The following is a 15,844-nucleotide window of genomic DNA, read 5'->3' on the forward strand; positions in this document are numbered from 1 at the left end:
TCAACGATAGTCATATCTATCAATCACGCCATAAAAAAGGATTTTATAATGGTAGTGTTAAAGACACTGTTTAAATGGATCATTGTGCCCATCCTAGGTTTATTAATTATTATCAGCTTGGGCTTAGTAGTGACCGGTAATGCTTATATCTTTCGCGGTTTACAGCTTACTTACCTTAAAGGTGAAGCCACTGCCAATATTGATGATTATGTCGATTTTGATAATCGGACTATCCGCGCAAAAGACGCTATCGAATGGGAAAAAGATTCCAATTTTGAGCAAGTCAAACTCACCACAACGTTGCAGAATGCTTTAGATACAGACCAAACGGTGGCCTTTGCTATTATCAAAGACGGCAAGCTACTGTACGAAAACTACTGGCAAGGTTATGGCAGCGATTCGCACACCAACAGCTTTTCGATGGCAAAAACCGTCACAACTATGCTCTATCTCAAGGCGGTGGAAGACGGATACATCGGTAGCATTGATGAGCCGATTACCAAGTGGTTGCCTGAATATGCGGACAATCAATATGCGCAAAACTGTACCCTCGCGGATTTATCAGCGATGACCTCAGGCTATGATTGGACGGAGGATTACTACTTTCCAATTAACCCCACCGCAGAATCCTACTATGGTCATGACTTAGTCAAGCAAATGGTCAATCGAGATTTCGTAGAGGCGTGTGGCGGTCAGTTTGAATACTCATCGGGTGACACGCAAATGCTCGGTATTGCTCTATCACGTGCATTAGAACCTCATGGCTATACACTTTCTAGCTATTTGGAAGAGAAGTTTTGGCAGCCACTTGGTATGCAAGGTGACGCTTACTGGTCGCTTGACGGCTCAGAGAGCATCGAAAAAGTATATTGCTGTCTAAACGCCAGTGCGCTGGATTTTGCTAAATTTGGGCAGTTATTATTAAATGGTGGCGAGTGGCAAGGTGAGCAACTGCTTAGCAAAGCGCATGTTGATTTTATGATTACGCCAAACGCGGGTGCATTTGCAGAAGGGCAGGCGCAAGTTTATGGACATTCAGTGTGGACGGATATGGACAGTCCGATTCCGTTTTATGCAATGCTTGGTCATTTAGGTCAGAGAGTATTAGTGTTGCCAGAAGAGAATGCAATCATCGTCAGGTTGGGCAAGCAGAAAGGTTTGCCCACACCAGTAGAGGGATTTCATTTAGAGCCAGATTTGGGTCAATATGTGACGGAGGTGAAAATGATTTTGGATGGTTTGGTGGAGTGATGGGGTTGTTAGATATTTCATAAACTAGTGGCTGTATGAGTTAAAAGCTACTGGCTCATACAGCCATCATTATCATTGGCTCATATCTTCAATATCACCTAATGTGAGACCAGTTTCTTGGGTGCTGTAGATAGTGATGCCTGTACCGTCGATTTTATCATCCATGACCAATCTACCAATGCGATTACTGGCTTCTTGATTGCCTTGGTCGGCGGCCTTTTTGTACCACTCAAAAGCTATATCATAATCTTGCGGCACGCCATAGCCATTCTCGTAGAGACCACCAATATTAAGTTGTGCCACATTTAACCCTTGATCAGCCGCTTTGGTATACCATTCAAAAGCTTTATCATAATCTTGCGTTACACCGTAACCGTTCTCATAAAGACTACCAATATTGAGTTGGGCTAAATCCAACTCTTGATCAGCTGCTAATAAATACCACTCCATTGCTTTTTGGTAATCTTGCTTAACGCCACTACCTTGATGATACATAACACCGAGATAGGTTTGAGCATTGGCGGATCCTTGGTCGGCAGCTTGTATAAACCATTCAATTGCCTTTAAATCATCTTGCTCGACAACAGTCCCTTCATGATACATAACGCCAAGATCAACTTGAGCATCAGCATATCCTTGGTTGGCGGCTTGTTGAAACAACTCAAATGTTTTTAGATAATCTTGCTCAACCGCAATACCTTCATCATACATAATACCTAAATAGTATTTAGCAGGGGCATAGTCTTGATCGGCAGATTTTTGAAATAATTCAAAAGCTTTGTCATCATCTTCAGGGACTGAGTCACCTTCGTAGTAGGCTAGCCCGAGTTTATATATTTCAGTAGGGGTGCTTTGATTAGATAATATAGGTGTGCTTGAAGACTCCGCTGAACAAGCAGAAGCTAACAAACTACTGGATAGCACTGTAGCTAGTAGTAGAGACGGAATGAGAGTATTAGTTTTTCTTTGATACATTGGATATCCTTTTAACAATTTATTTTTTTATATGTTCTCGCCATTAAATTTTAGAAAGTGATACTAATTATTTAGTTCTATGTCGCTAGAATTCTCATATTTTTTTTCATCTAAATTATAACAGGGTAGGCTAGAGTCATATAATAGTTCTACTAAAGTACCAGTTTTAAAGGATTTATATTCATAATAATTTCTCATGTCTATCATGTACATAAATATAGTAGCTTTGTTATTACAAAGTATACGGACATGATTAGATGCTTCATCAGATCTGCTTGATGTTTTGATTATATAATCGTTTTTGTCAATTTTATCAGTCATATCTACCCAGCCTTCTTTGAGAAGAAAGCTATGTAAACGTAACAGCTTTTTCTCATTAAACTCAGGACTAACATACCAAGCAGTAAACCAAACCTTTCGGTTAATATAATCAAATTCATTTTTATTAAAGTTAATGAAATTTGCGATATCATTTAACTGGTATATTAACCAACTCTCCTTCTCAATCAATTCTTGTTGATATACTTCAAGCGCTTTATCTGGTTCTAATTTAATAAATGAAATAAAGAAAATGAGAACGAAAGCAATAAATAAGATATCGGATAATTTATATTCTTTGCCTCTTATTTCCACTGATTACTTTCCTGTATATACTATTATGTTTTTTGCAGCGTTATACTTCATACCTTTTGCTAACTCCATATTTGTAGAGCCTTTGCTAGCACCAGTAGAGGAACTACTTTGTCTAGCATTTACCGAATAAGTTTTTGCAACTCCAATAGTTCCTGCTATTGTATGGCCATCATCAGTAGTGTCTATGGCAGCAGTTGCTGGACCAACTTCGATGGAATATGAGTGTCCTTTGCCTGATAGGATGGTATCTGTCGCTTTAGTACCATCGCCAGCATTACTACTTATAATACGTCCAACCCCTACCTGGACACTAATGGATGGCGCTTTATTAGTATTAACATTAGCATTTGCAGTTACAGGCTCATATACGTTCCCATTATGAACGTTTACAGACATTCCTATATCAATACCAAAATGCTTAACACCGCCGCCACTTGCGATATATACAAAGTCTACGTTCGATCTTTGGCCAAATCGTAGCATGGCAGTTGCTGCTGAGGCTTTAGTTCTTTGGGGAAAATCCTTTAATCCAGCTTCTATAACGCCAAGGTTTACAATCATGGCATTTTTAGTATGCTTGGCAACATTGACCGTATTTTCACCAAACTCTTTTCCTTTCTTTTTAGTGCCACCCCAATATGAAGTTACAGTATCAACAGCTTCCTTATACGAATCTGACGCAAGAGCAGAGAGCTGATTTCCAATACCTTTTTCTTTATACCAAGTTGAATCAGAAGCCAATAGATCACTAGGGTTATCTGCTAGAGAATAACTACCTACATAATCTCCATCGCTATTGTATTTATCGACTGCAATATTGCTAGAGCTACGTTCTGAACCATAATTACTTATTGGATCTTCTTCATGGTTGAACTCAATTACTTCAATAGCAAAGTGAATCTCTTCAAGTTTTTCCTCATCATTCTCTACAAACGAATTACTCCTATCCGACTTCGCAAACACCAAAGGCGCCGCCTGCTCAACCCCAAACACCTCAAAGCCAGACTCCGCAAACGCCTGCTGAATCGCAATCAGCTTAGCCCCGCAGCTGGTCACATCGCCGCCGCGTGCAATGGGTGCGCCATCGACGATAAACGACGGGTCACCCGTAAGAATAGTCGTGACCTTTTTGCATTTTTTACAAACAACTTTATCGCCTTTACGCGAGATAGGGATGCCGTTATGAGTGGTGTGCGGTGAACCAGAGATGACCGTCCCACCATGTGAGGTTTTTGCGCCGACTGTGATATAGGCTGCCATAGTGCTACCTTGCTTAAATGCCCAACGTTTAGACGCTTATCGCGAATCTATTATTTGCCTGACATTATAGAGGCCTAAAGCGTTAAAAATCAAACTTAAGTTCGTCAAAGTATATCGTCTATATGCAAGTTTAGGCACTGCTTAGCGTAAAAGCGATTGACTGTACTAAAGATTCAACCATTTCACTTGTTTTCAATACCTAGCAAAAATCTAACCTTCCAACTCACCAATCAAGTATTCCCTGATATTTTCAATAAGGTGGTCTCGGAAGTCTGTGGAGTAAGGCTTTGATAGTTAAAATTAGCTTTATCAAACAACAGGATTGATAAATTATCATTGAATATAAAGTCTTATTCCCCATAATGTAGTCGAACTGCTCACAAGATACTTTGTGTATCGATTGCATGATTCAATCGCAAGCATGGATACATTTTATGAACTCAATAACTCATAAACTTTTCATAGCGCTGAGCGGATTGATTTATAGTAACGGGCATCTACAACAACGATCATCATTTGTAATAACAAACCAATTAGATATAAGGCATATCATGGCACACGACAACTTATTTGAACCACTCGATATGGGCACTCAAACCCTAAAAAATCGCATTATCATGGCACCATTGACGCGTCTGCGCTCTGTCGAGCCAGGTGATGTTCCGACAGCATTGGCAAGCGAATACTATTCACAGCGTAGTGGTGCTGGGCTTGTCATCACTGAGGCGACTCAGGTTTCTTTTCAAGCAAAAGGCTATGCTGGCGCGCCGGGTATTCATACCCAAGATCAAATTACAGCATGGAAAACCATCGTTGATAATGTACATGCCAAAGACGGAAAAATCGTCGTACAGATATGGCATACCGGTCTGGTTTCTCATGAAAGCGTGCAGCCTGATGGCAAAGCGCCAATTTCTGCGTCAGATGTTCATGTTGGTATCCGTACCTCATTGCGCGATAGCAACAATCAAGCCATCCGTGTTGAAGCAACGACACCACGTCCAGCCACACTTGATGAAATTAAACAAGTCATTGCTGATTTTGCACAAGCAACCAAAAATGCGCAAGAAGCAGGTTTTGATGGTGTAGAGATTCATGGGGCTCATGGTTATCTATTGCATCAGTTTTGGGTTGAGCAAACCAACCAGCGCGATGATGAGTATGGTGGTAGTCGCGAAAACCGTGCTCGCTTGACGCTTGACGTTATCGATGCTTGTGTCGACGCTTGGGATGCCGACCATGTGGGCATTCGTATTTCGCCACTTGGTACTTTTAATAATGTCGAAGCTGGCTATAATGAAGATGAAAACATCTGGATGATTGAGCAGATCAATGACCGTGGTTTGATGTATTTACATCTGTCAGAGCCTGATTGGGCAGGTGGCACGCCTTATAACGATGAATTCCGTAAGCACATCCGCCAAGCCTTTAGTCAGACAATTATCGCGGCTGGTGGTTATACTGCTGAAAAAGCAGAGAGAAACATCAAAGCAGGTTATATCGATGCGGTCGCCTTTGGTCGTGACTATATCGCCAATCCTGATCTGGCCGAACGTATCCGCGAAGGCGCTGCGCTAAATGAGCAGCATCCAGAAAGCTTCTACGGCGGCGGCACTGAAGGCTACACCGATTATCCATTTCTAAACCAAGCATAATGGACTGTCAGCTAGCGTAAATGCTAAGCCAATAAATATCTGTAAAAGGTATATCCATTAAAAAGCCACCTTACTATCAATAGTGAGGTGGCTTTTTTATTGTCAATAATTTGAACGTTTACTGTGTTCATTTCTTATGGCTTTTATACTATTCAACAGACCCTATTATTTACCAAAATTACCTGTTTGATAATCGCGAAAAGTTTGTTTTAGTTCGGCCTGAGTATTCATGACAAACGGCCCATAACTGGCGATAGGTTCGCCAATGGGTTCGCCACTTAATAGCAGTAATTTAACAGGTGCGACGGTTTTTTCAGTATCAGACGTTGCTGGGTAAGTCAGCTGAATAGTGTCAGTGGCATCGGCAATAAATGAGGCAGACTGTCCTGTTTGTGAATCTATAGTTTGAGAGTTTATAGTGTTTTTGGTAGGTGCTATAAACTGAACCAGTTGACCCGCTGCGATAGAGGTATCATTGACGAGTAGCTCGCCTTCTTGTACCAATAATAAGACATTATGGCTGTCTGGCACCTGTAGCGTCGTCGATCCTGCTGCATGCAGCTCGATATCCCATAAATTAATAGGTGTAAAAGTATCGGCTGCTCCAGTTATATCTTGCCACTCACCAGCGATAATAGCGACTTTACCAATGGTTGTTTGATGGGCAGCCTCACTATCATCTAGCAATTCAATAATCGGCATATCAGTCCGTCTGATGGACTGATATTTTGGCTCAGTCAGCTTGTGGGCGCTTGGTAGGTTTAACCACATTTGCACCATACTAAAGACGCCACCGCGCTGTCCAAAACCTTGCGAATGGAACTCTTCATGTAAGATACCGCGCCCTGCAGTCATCCATTGCACATCACCTTCGAAGATGATGCCGTTACCGCCAGCTGAGTCCCTGTGACTGATTTCACCAGAGTAAGCGATGGTCACGGTCTCGAAGCCTTTGTGTGGATGCTGTCCGACACCGTGAGGCTGCGCTTCATAATTGGGGTTTGGGGCAAAGGTCGTGGGCTTGCCATAATCCAATAATAAAAATGGGTCAGTGTGGCTATAATTAAAACTGGGATCATCCTCAAGATGATTTACTAAGGTTTTCACATAAAAACCGTCACCGACCCAATGCGGTGTTTTGTCACCATGAATATGTTTAATTGCACGCATTGTTCACCTCGCAAGCCCGTGTTTATATTTACTATTATAATGATGGTCATCACAGTCAATCGTATATACAACGGATTGACACGTCCCCAGACGATAACTGTCTATCTGGGCTCTATTTAGGGTTTATTTTTAAACTTATCAATAGACCCTATATAAAATCCATTTCTATTAAACCACTTCGCCGCAGACAAAGCCACTGGCCCACGCCCACTGGAAATTGTAGCCACCGAGCCAACCTGTGACATCCAATACTTCTCCGATAAAGTATAGGCCGTCCTGAAAGTTGCTTTGCATGGTTTTTGACGAGACTTCATTTGTTTTGACACCGCCGCGCGTCACTTCCGCGGTACGATATCCTTCAGTACCAGACGGCTTAAGCTGCCAGCCATTGAGCGTCGTACCAAGTTCAGTCAGACGCTCGTCCTTAATATTGGCCAGCTCTGTGTCTTTGATGTCATCCCACAAGTGCGTTTGCAGCGCTGCCAATAGATTTTTGGGTAATGCACTATCGGTATAATCAGCCAAAACGGTACGAATGAGCTGTCTGGGATGCGATTTTTTATGCGCCAAAAGTAGCATTGTCATATCGATATTTGGTAGTAAATTAATGCTGATGGTTTCGCCAATTTGCCAGTAGTTTGAAAGCTGTAGCATAGCAGGACCTGAGAGTCCGCGATGGGTAAACAACACAGGCAGTTTAAAGGAGATGCGCTCATTACTGGCAATCACTGGCAGACTAATACCTGCCAAAGCACGGATGAGCTCGCCCGTTTTATCGGTGAAAGTAAAAGGCACGAGACTGGCATCGGTTGCGACAAGCGTATGCCCGAACTGCTGCGCCAATTCATAACCCAAGCCACTAGCGCCCATCGTTGGGATAGACAGCCCGCCAGTCGCCACCACTAAAGATTCACAGCGGTAGCCTGTTTGCGGCAGCTTGGTTTGATTGCCTAATTCTTTTCTCTCTTGCTTTTCTTTTTTGCTGAGTTGCTTGGTTGTCAGTAATTCAAATCGGGCATTTTTATCATTTTTGATCGCTTGAACGCTTTCAACTTGCGCATTCAGCTTTACTTGTACACCTACCGCGCTACATTCATCCAGCAGCATGGTCAAAATATCTTGTGCCGAGTCATCACAGAATAGCTGACCATGCTCACGTTCGTGGTAAGCAATTTTGTGCGCTTCCACCATGCCAATAAATTCCCAACTCGGATAACGACTTAAGGCTGACTTACAGAAATGTTGATTGGCACCAATGAAGTGCTCAGGCTCTACAAAATAATTGGTAAAGTTACAGCGGCCACCACCCGACATGAGGATTTTTTTGCCAGCTTTATTGGCATGGTCTAATACCAGCACGCGGCGACCACGGCGACCCGCAGTGAGCGCACAGTATAACCCTGAAGCGCCTGCACCGATGATGATGACATCGTATTGGCTGTTTAACTTAACGGGTGCGGCTTGGTTTTGCATTTGGCTCATGATAATGACTTATAGGGTAGGTTAAGATAATAGGTTTGGATAAACGATATAAAGTATCTCAATTATACCATGGCAATAATGGAAGTGTTTTTAGGTGAGTAATATAGAGAGCTTTAGTCTGCTTGCTATAAATCATTGAATAACTTTACTTTTTCTATAGACAACAATTGATGATTGGTATAATGTAAAAATATGAATGTTATTCGCACCTATTGCTGCCACTTTTGTTACCTATTAGAATTTTAGTCGTTTTTATTTGAAGGAAATGAATTTCTTCAAAAGTAGTTGAGTTAAAAAGCCAGCCGATTGAACGGCTTATTCAAACATTGTCACGGATGACAATGCTAAGACAAAAGGGACTTTATGGATATCCTACAACTGCTCATTAGCGGGATTGCTAATGGCTGTATATATGGGCTGTTAGCGCTGGGTTTTGTGCTCATTTACAAAGCCTCAGAGGCAGTGAATTTTGCCCAAGGCGACATGCTTATGCTCGGTGCCTTCTTAGGCATATCTTTCATTAATGCCGATCAGGCAAACTTTCCTTTCTTATTAGGTATCACCTTTGCGGCTATTATCATGGGCGCATTTGGCTACTTACTCGATCGCTTTGTCCTACGTGGTATCTTTGGTCAACCGCAATTTGCGATGGTCATCCTTACCATCTCGCTCGGATTCTTAATGCGCTTTGTCGCTGGTGTTATCTGGGGACATAGTCCAGTCTCACTACAGACACCATTCTCAGGCAAGATGATGGCATTAGGCTCGCTTAGCATTGCTTATGTCGACATCATTATCATCATATCTACCATCGCATTAACCTCCATTTTATACTTCTTTTTTGCCCATACGCGGCTCGGTATTGCGATGCAAGCCAGTAGCCAAAACCAAATGGCCGCCTATTATATGGGTATTCCCGTTAAGCGCGTCAACGGTATCGTTTGGGCATTATCAGGGGTGGTTGCTGCACTTGCCGGCATACTATTTGCCGCCAAAGGCGCGATTGAGCCTTCTGTCGGACTACTGTTCGGTATCAAGGCCTTTGCCGCTGCCGTAATCGGCGGTTTAGGTTCTTTACCGGGGGCGCTTGCAGGCGGGTTGCTGGTAGGGGTGATAGAGCCCTTTGCTGGTCGCTATCTACCGCTAGGCTTAAGTCAAATTGCGCCTTATGTGGTTATGCTGATCGTGCTAATCGTACGTCCAGGCGGTATTTTTTCTCAGGTAAAACAGAAAAAAGTATAGAAGTTTTGAGTCAAGGATGACTAAAATATTTCAAGGATGAGTACTGCCCATGAAAGCCCAGTTTAAACACAGTTACGATCAAGATATCAATATCTTCGATGACAAGCGCCAACTCATAAAGTATGGCGTACTCCTCTTACTCCTCTTAATGGCACCTTGGCTGCTGAGTAACTATTATATTAGTGAGCTCAGTGCCATATTGATCTGGTCTATCTCTGGACTGGGTCTGATGCTCTTGACGGGTCACACCGGACAAGTCAGCTTAGGTCACGCAGCCTTTATGGCGATAGGTGCCTTTAGCCACATGGCACTGATGGCTCGAGGTTGGAATTTTTTCCCTGCCTTGATTGCCTGCGCGCTTATCACCGGAGTGATCGGCGCTATCATTGCCAGACCAATCTTGAGAACCAGCGGTATCTATTTAGCCATCGCGACCTTGGCGCTTAGCATAATCGTCGAAGACATCGCTATCGTGGCTGAGCCTATTACGGGCGGTATCTCTGGTACCTTTGCCTCTCCCATTAATCTCTTTGGCTACACTATCGATCGCTACATCACGCCAAAGGCCTTTTATTACTTGTGCCTCGTGCTAGTAGTGTTGGTGACCTTAGGTTATATCAATTTACTCAGAAGCGGCACAGGGCGCTCGTTCCTAGCCATTAGAGACAGCGAAGTCTCCGCCCGCGCGCTTGGCGTCAATGTCCCGCAAGCCAAAACGCTCGCTTTTAGCATATCTTGTGCGATTACCGCTATTGGCGGCGCTATGTACGGGCACTTTGTGCAAGCGGTCAATTATGAAAGCTTCACCGTTATTATCTCCATCACCATACTATTGCAGATTGTCATCGGCGGTTTAGGCTCGATACATGGCGCGTTTTTTGGTGCTATCGTAGTTGTCCTATTGCCACAAGTGATTGCTATCTTAGGCGATGTCATCGGTCAAAGTACGGGCTCTAATATCACCAGTATTCCTGGTATTGATACGGCGCTATTTGCCTTAGTCATTGTCATCATGATCATCTATGAGCCACGCGGTATATACGGTATTTGGATAAAGATACGGACTTGGTTTCAGATGTTTCCATTGTATCGAAAAGGACTATTTCGTCGTTCCAAAACTTATCTGAAAACGGAGCGTATGCGATGAGCTTATTAAAAGTTGACTCCTTATCTATCGCGTTCGGTGGTGTCAAAGCCGTTGATAATATTAGCTTTGAGGTAAACGAGGGCGAGGTATTTACTATCGTAGGACCTAATGGCGCTGGTAAATCAACGATTTTTAACTTAATCAGTCGCTTGTACGAGCCGCTTAGTGGTCGTATTACCTTTGATGGTACTGATATTACCAAGCTGCCTGCTCACGATATTGCAAAACTGGGTATTGCCCGTACCTTTCAAAACATCGAATTGTTTGATCACTCAAGCGTGTTACAGAATCTGCTTATCGGTCGACATTCGCAGCGCAATACGTCGTGGATACAGGACTTATTATTTTTACCAAAGGTGCGCCGTAGTGAGCGAGAGCATCGTTTGCAAGTTGAAAAAATTATAGATTTTTTAGAGTTAGCGCCTTATCGAGATAAGCTGATCGCAGGTTTGCCTTATGGTATTAGAAAAGTAGTCGAAATTGCGCGCGCACTAGCCGCTAATCCAAAACTTATTTTGCTCGATGAGCCTGCTTCTGGTCTCAGCGTAGAGGAGACGTCCGAGATGGCATGGTGGATCGAAGACATGCAAAAGGATCTTGGCCTGACTATCTTGATGGTAGAGCATGACATGAGTCTTGTGAATCGGGTGTCAGATCGAGTATTGGCCGTCGCTGAAGGTAAGTTTTTGGCTCAGGGCACGGCAGCTGAGGTGCAAGCCAATCCACAGGTTATTGAAGCCTATCTTGGACAGGAGAGTGTGTAATGTCAGCTATTAAAAAATCACTATCCTCTGCCGCGCCGGCTACTGAAATGAATTTGGTCGACTCTGAAGTAAAAAACAACGTGCTTGAAGTGCGAAATCTAGAATCCGCTTACGGTCCGGTTATGGCATTGAGAGGCGTGAGCCTAGAAGTGCCCGAAGGTAAAGTCGTCACTATTTTGGGGGCGAATGGTGCAGGCAAGACGACGTTAATGAAGACTATCTCGGGGGTTATCAATCCTCGCAAAGGAGCAGTGTGGTTCCATGGTGAGCGTATCGATGGCACTGAACCTGATCGGCTGGTGAAGAAAGGCTTGTCGCACGTACCCGAAGGGCGCGAGGTATTTCCCTTTTTGAATGTCGCCGAAAACTTGGCGATGGGCGCTTATACTCGGCGTGACAAGTCTGAGATACAGCGCGATGTCGAGATGATATATGAGTATTTTCCCATCCTAAAAGATCGCCGTACACAAGCAGCGGGCACGATGTCCGGTGGTCAGCAGCAGATGTTAGCTATCGGTCGCGGACTGATGTCACGACCCTCTCTTATGCTACTTGATGAGCCGTCTCTTGGACTGTCTCCCTTATTAGTACAAGAAATATTTGCGATTATTCGCAGGCTTAATAAAGAGCAGGGCGTGACCATCTTACTGGTTGAACAAAACGCCAGAGTTGCCTTGGCAGCAGCGGATTACGGTTATGTGTTAGAAACAGGGCGTATTGTCATGGCAGGCTCAGCGGACAAACTGATGCACTCTGATGATATTAAAGAGTTCTATTTGGGACAAACCAAAGACAACACTGCGGAAGCCACTCGGTGGAAACGCAAAAAGACTTGGCGATAATAATCATGACGACCTCTATTGATGTTCCTACTGAAAGCAATACTTCACTTTCTCCTGCGGATGCGACGGTCACGAAAGTCACATCTGCCGCGCCAGTATCGTCTTACGATTACTCCAACGATAATGATTATGAGACTAATCGAAAGATACGCAATGCGCCTTTCGATCATCCGCCCCAAATCCTAGAAGGGTGCGATACGCTGAGCAAACTTTGGCGACAGGTTTGCTTGAGCCGAGGCGACAAGATTGCTCATCGCGAAAAGAGCTTTGGTATTTGGCAGAGTTATAGTTGGCTTGACTATTATCATCATGGCTGCGATATCGGCATGGCACTCGTCGAGCTTGGTCTGAGTAAAGGCGATACTGTCTCTATCTTAAGCGAAGACAATAAAGAATGGCTCTATTGTGATATGGGCATCTGCGGCGTAGGCGGGATACCCAACGGTGTCTATACGACCGACAGTCCCGAGCAGCTTGCTTATATACTGAGTGATAGCCACTCTAAGTTTTTGATCGTAGAAAACGATGAGCAGCTGCATAAGTTTTTAGAGATTCGTGAACAAACGCCTAATATTAAGAAAGTCATTGTCTTTGAGCGTAAAGGTTTGCGTAGCCTAGATGATGATCAGGTTATGTTCTTAGATGATCTATATACGATCGGTCGGACTATTGAAAACGTAAGAGAGCGTTTTGGCGATTATATCGATCAAGGTACAGCGAACGATATACGCACCTTAATCTATACTTCTGGCACGACAGGCAACCCAAAAGGTGCGATTTTAACGCACGCCAATGTCCTCTTTGAGCTAAAAACAAGCATTGATATCCTTCCTATATTGCCCACTGATGAGCAGCTGTGTTTTCTACCATTGTGCCATGTGCTTGAGCGCCTAACATCAGTGGATCTTCCTATCCATAGAGGCTGTATTGTCAACTTTGCTGAGAGCACAGAGACGGTATTTGAGAATATGAAGGAAGTCTCGCCTGATACCTTTACCGCTGTGCCTAGATTGTGGGAAAAAATGTATGCCTCCATCAGTAATATGCGTAGTGATGCCAGTGCGCTTAATGGCTGGGCATTTGATCAGGCCATAAAAGCAGGTCATGACCACGCTGATATCGTGATGGCAGGCAATACGCCCACGACAGGTCAACGACTGCGTTACGAGTTTTGGAACAAGCTGGTGCTATATAAAATTCGTGACCTGATAGGCATGAGTAATATTCGCCGTGCCACCACTGGGGCCGCGCCCATCTCGCTAGATATTATCCGCTGGTTTCATGCGATAGGCGTGCCTATCTATGAAGGCTATGGCATGACTGAAAGTGCGGGTGTGATATCGGTTAATACGCCTGAAGCACAGATGGCTGGTAGCGTAGGTAAGGCACTACCCGATTCTGAAGTCCGCATTGCCGATAACGGGGAAATACTCGTAAAAGGGGCGAACGTTTTTGCAGGCTACTGGAATAAGCCCGAAAAAACCGCTGAGGACTTACGGGACGGCTGGCTACATACTGGTGATGTTGGCGAGATAAAAGAGGGCTATATATTCATTACCGGTCGTATTAAGGACATTATTATCACCGCAGGCGGCAAAAACGTCACACCAGCTGCGATTGAGAGCAAGCTTAAATTCTCACCTTATATCTCAGATGCCGTTATCATCGGTGATAGACGCAAATATCTGACCTGCCTGATTATGATAGATCAGGAAAATGTCGAAAAGTTTGCGCAAGACAATCAGGTAATGTTCTCAGATTTTCGCTCGCTGTGTCATGCGCCAGAAGTCATCGCCTTAATAGATGAGGTTATCCAGTCTACCAATCAGACGTTAGCTCAGGTGGAAACCATCAAGCACTTCCGGCTTATTGATGTGCTGCTCAGTCCTGAAGATGACGAATTGACTGCGACCATGAAATTGAAAAGAAGTTTGGTTGAGAAAAAGCATCACGTTCTTATCGACTCTATGTACTGAGCTAGCTCTTTATCAAAGTTCAGCTTAGCACCGTTCAGATTTTTTGACGTTATCTCAACCTTGAAAGTATTAATCTTAAAAGTATCAGCCTCAAAAGTATTAATCTCAAAAGCATCAAACTAACAGCGACTGGAGTCGCAAGGAGAAAGGCAATGAAATGGACATTCAAGACGACGCTACTGGCACTATCTGTCGGTACGATAGGTTTAGTAGGGTGTAGCAATTCAGAAACGCCCGCCGCAGCTGGTACAGATACTGAAACCGCTTCAACGAGTGATATGCCAGTGCAAGGTGTTACGGATACCGAGATTCTATTGGGCGGTGCGAATGATCTATCAGGTCCGTTCGCAGGATTCGGTAATCCTGCGGTAGCGGGTGCCAATATGTATTTCGATGAGGTAAATGCGGCAGGTGGCGTCAACGGTCGCATGATTCGTTACGTCGTCGAGGATCATTCTTATCAAGTACCAAAGGCGGTACAGGCTGCTAATAAGCTCGTTAGTCGCGATAAAGTATTTGGTATGCTGATGTCGCTTGGTACGCCGCATAACTTAGCGAGTTTCCCTATTATGGATCGCGCCAATGTCCCTAATATTATGCCGATCACTTTTGCAAAGCCAATGCAAGAAGAAGGGGCTTTCAATCGCCGTTATACGATGGGTAGTACGTATTACGACTCTATGAAAATGGGTATGGAATATTTGATTGCCGAAAATGATATTAAAAACTTATGTGTCATGTATATCCCCTCAGATTATGGTGAAGAGACCAATGAGGCGGCTAAGGATATCAGCGATAACAATCCTAATGTCACGTTAGTTCAGGCCAGCTCACATCGTCCTGATGAAACAGACTTTGCTGGTGCAATCGCCAAATTAAAAGAAGCCAATTGCGAGCTAATCGGCCTATCTCTTACGATACGCGGCGCTATCACTGCGGTAGGGACAGCGAACGCTATGGGCTGGACTGACGTAAAATTCATCGCTCCTGCAACGGGTTTCCATCCCGCAGTTGCCGAGGCACCAGGTGGCGCTAGTGAAGGCCTATATGCAGTTTCTTACTATAACGATTTGGCTTTGAGAGCGAATGAGCCTGAGACCAAAGCCTTTATTGAAAAGTATAAAAAAGTCACAGGGGAAGATGTATCAGCAGGTGCTATCCTTGGTTATACTTCAGCCAGAATCACTGTTGAAGGACTCAAAGCTGCTGGCAAAGATTTGAATGCCGATACTTTTAATACCGGTATGGAAACCGTTAGTTTTGTAGATGGCATCACAGGATCTACTATTGCGATTACTCCTGAAAGCCATGTCGCCTTTAACGATGTTTACTTATCGCAAGTACAAAGCGGTGCATGGAAAACCGTTAAACAGCTCAAATAAGTACGCATTATTCATTTAGTGAAATTTTGATAGCAACAAGCCATACATAAGTATGGCTTGTATCG

The 15,844-nt window shown here is 43.8% G+C and carries 13 protein-coding genes; 8 read left to right on the forward strand and 5 right to left on the reverse strand.

The features are described 5' to 3' along the window. Window positions 1-48 precede the first annotated feature (48 nt). On the forward strand, window positions 49-1,251 hold the full coding sequence (locus tag ACTQ9T_RS07700) for a serine hydrolase domain-containing protein (protein ID WP_440464673.1): 1,203 nt from the start codon (window positions 49-51) through the stop codon (window positions 1,249-1,251). Window positions 1,252-1,323: 72 nt separating this feature from the next. Here ACTQ9T_RS07700 and ACTQ9T_RS07705 read toward each other — a convergent pair whose 3' ends face one another. The 3 genes from ACTQ9T_RS07705 to ACTQ9T_RS07715 all read right to left on the reverse strand — a co-directional run bounded on the left by ACTQ9T_RS07705 (window position 1,324) and on the right by ACTQ9T_RS07715 (window position 4,119). Next, the gene (locus ACTQ9T_RS07705; RefSeq protein WP_440464674.1) at window positions 1,324-2,226 is read right to left on the reverse strand and encodes a tetratricopeptide repeat protein; all 903 of its coding nucleotides are present in this window, start codon (window positions 2,224-2,226) and stop codon (window positions 1,324-1,326) included. 63 nt (window positions 2,227-2,289) lie between these two features. After that, on the reverse strand, window positions 2,290-2,859 hold the full coding sequence (locus ACTQ9T_RS07710) for a hypothetical protein (protein ID WP_440464675.1): 570 nt from the start codon (window positions 2,857-2,859) through the stop codon (window positions 2,290-2,292). A gap of 3 nt (window positions 2,860-2,862) precedes the next feature. Beyond that, window positions 2,863-4,119 (reverse strand): PAAR domain-containing protein, encoded by a 1,257-nt coding sequence (locus tag ACTQ9T_RS07715; protein WP_440464676.1) that lies wholly within the window; start codon window positions 4,117-4,119, stop codon window positions 2,863-2,865. 551 nt (window positions 4,120-4,670) lie between these two features. Between ACTQ9T_RS07715 and ACTQ9T_RS07720 the strand changes: the two genes are divergently transcribed. After that, window positions 4,671-5,774, forward strand: coding sequence for an alkene reductase (locus tag ACTQ9T_RS07720; RefSeq protein ID WP_440464677.1), 1,104 nt, complete (start codon window positions 4,671-4,673; stop codon window positions 5,772-5,774). Window positions 5,775-5,939: 165 nt separating this feature from the next. On the opposite strand, the gene ACTQ9T_RS07725 is transcribed toward ACTQ9T_RS07720, so the two are convergent. Both ACTQ9T_RS07725 and ACTQ9T_RS07730 read right to left on the reverse strand, forming a co-directional pair. Next, window positions 5,940-6,944, reverse strand: coding sequence for a pirin family protein (locus ACTQ9T_RS07725; RefSeq protein WP_440464678.1), 1,005 nt, complete (start codon window positions 6,942-6,944; stop codon window positions 5,940-5,942). A 168-nt stretch (window positions 6,945-7,112) separates the two neighbouring features. After that, a complete protein-coding gene (locus ACTQ9T_RS07730; protein WP_440464679.1) occupies window positions 7,113-8,426 on the reverse strand; it encodes an NAD(P)/FAD-dependent oxidoreductase in 1,314 nt (437 codons plus the stop codon). Window positions 8,427-8,789: 363 nt separating this feature from the next. Between ACTQ9T_RS07730 and ACTQ9T_RS07735 the strand changes: the two genes are divergently transcribed. The 6 genes from ACTQ9T_RS07735 to ACTQ9T_RS07760 all read left to right on the forward strand — a co-directional run bounded on the left by ACTQ9T_RS07735 (window position 8,790) and on the right by ACTQ9T_RS07760 (window position 15,779). Further along, window positions 8,790-9,668 carry a branched-chain amino acid ABC transporter permease gene (locus tag ACTQ9T_RS07735; protein ID WP_189583195.1) on the forward strand — a complete coding sequence of 293 codons (879 nt, stop codon included), beginning with the start codon at window positions 8,790-8,792 and terminating at the stop codon, window positions 9,666-9,668. 49 nt (window positions 9,669-9,717) lie between these two features. Next, a complete protein-coding gene (locus ACTQ9T_RS07740; RefSeq protein ID WP_189583192.1) occupies window positions 9,718-10,815 on the forward strand; it encodes a branched-chain amino acid ABC transporter permease in 1,098 nt (365 codons plus the stop codon). Further along, the gene (locus ACTQ9T_RS07745) at window positions 10,812-11,579 is read left to right on the forward strand and encodes an ABC transporter ATP-binding protein (protein ID WP_010196014.1); all 768 of its coding nucleotides are present in this window, start codon (window positions 10,812-10,814) and stop codon (window positions 11,577-11,579) included. Before ACTQ9T_RS07740 ends, ACTQ9T_RS07745 begins: the two co-directional genes overlap by 4 nt. Further along, the gene (locus tag ACTQ9T_RS07750) at window positions 11,579-12,421 is read left to right on the forward strand and encodes an ABC transporter ATP-binding protein (protein ID WP_010196012.1); all 843 of its coding nucleotides are present in this window, start codon (window positions 11,579-11,581) and stop codon (window positions 12,419-12,421) included. Before ACTQ9T_RS07745 ends, ACTQ9T_RS07750 begins: the two co-directional genes overlap by 1 nt. Before the next feature lie 5 nt (window positions 12,422-12,426). Continuing rightward, window positions 12,427-14,397 (forward strand): AMP-dependent synthetase/ligase, encoded by a 1,971-nt coding sequence (locus ACTQ9T_RS07755; protein ID WP_440464680.1) that lies wholly within the window; start codon window positions 12,427-12,429, stop codon window positions 14,395-14,397. 152 nt (window positions 14,398-14,549) lie between these two features. After that, complete coding sequence (locus tag ACTQ9T_RS07760; protein WP_189583181.1) at window positions 14,550-15,779, forward strand: ABC transporter substrate-binding protein; 1,230 nt, start codon at window positions 14,550-14,552, stop codon at window positions 15,777-15,779. The last annotated feature ends 65 nt before the right edge of the window (window positions 15,780-15,844 follow it).

This window comes from Psychrobacter sp. ASPA161_6, assembly GCF_051970285.1.
GTDB classification, from domain to species: Bacteria; Pseudomonadota; Gammaproteobacteria; order Pseudomonadales; family Moraxellaceae; genus Psychrobacter; species Psychrobacter glaciei.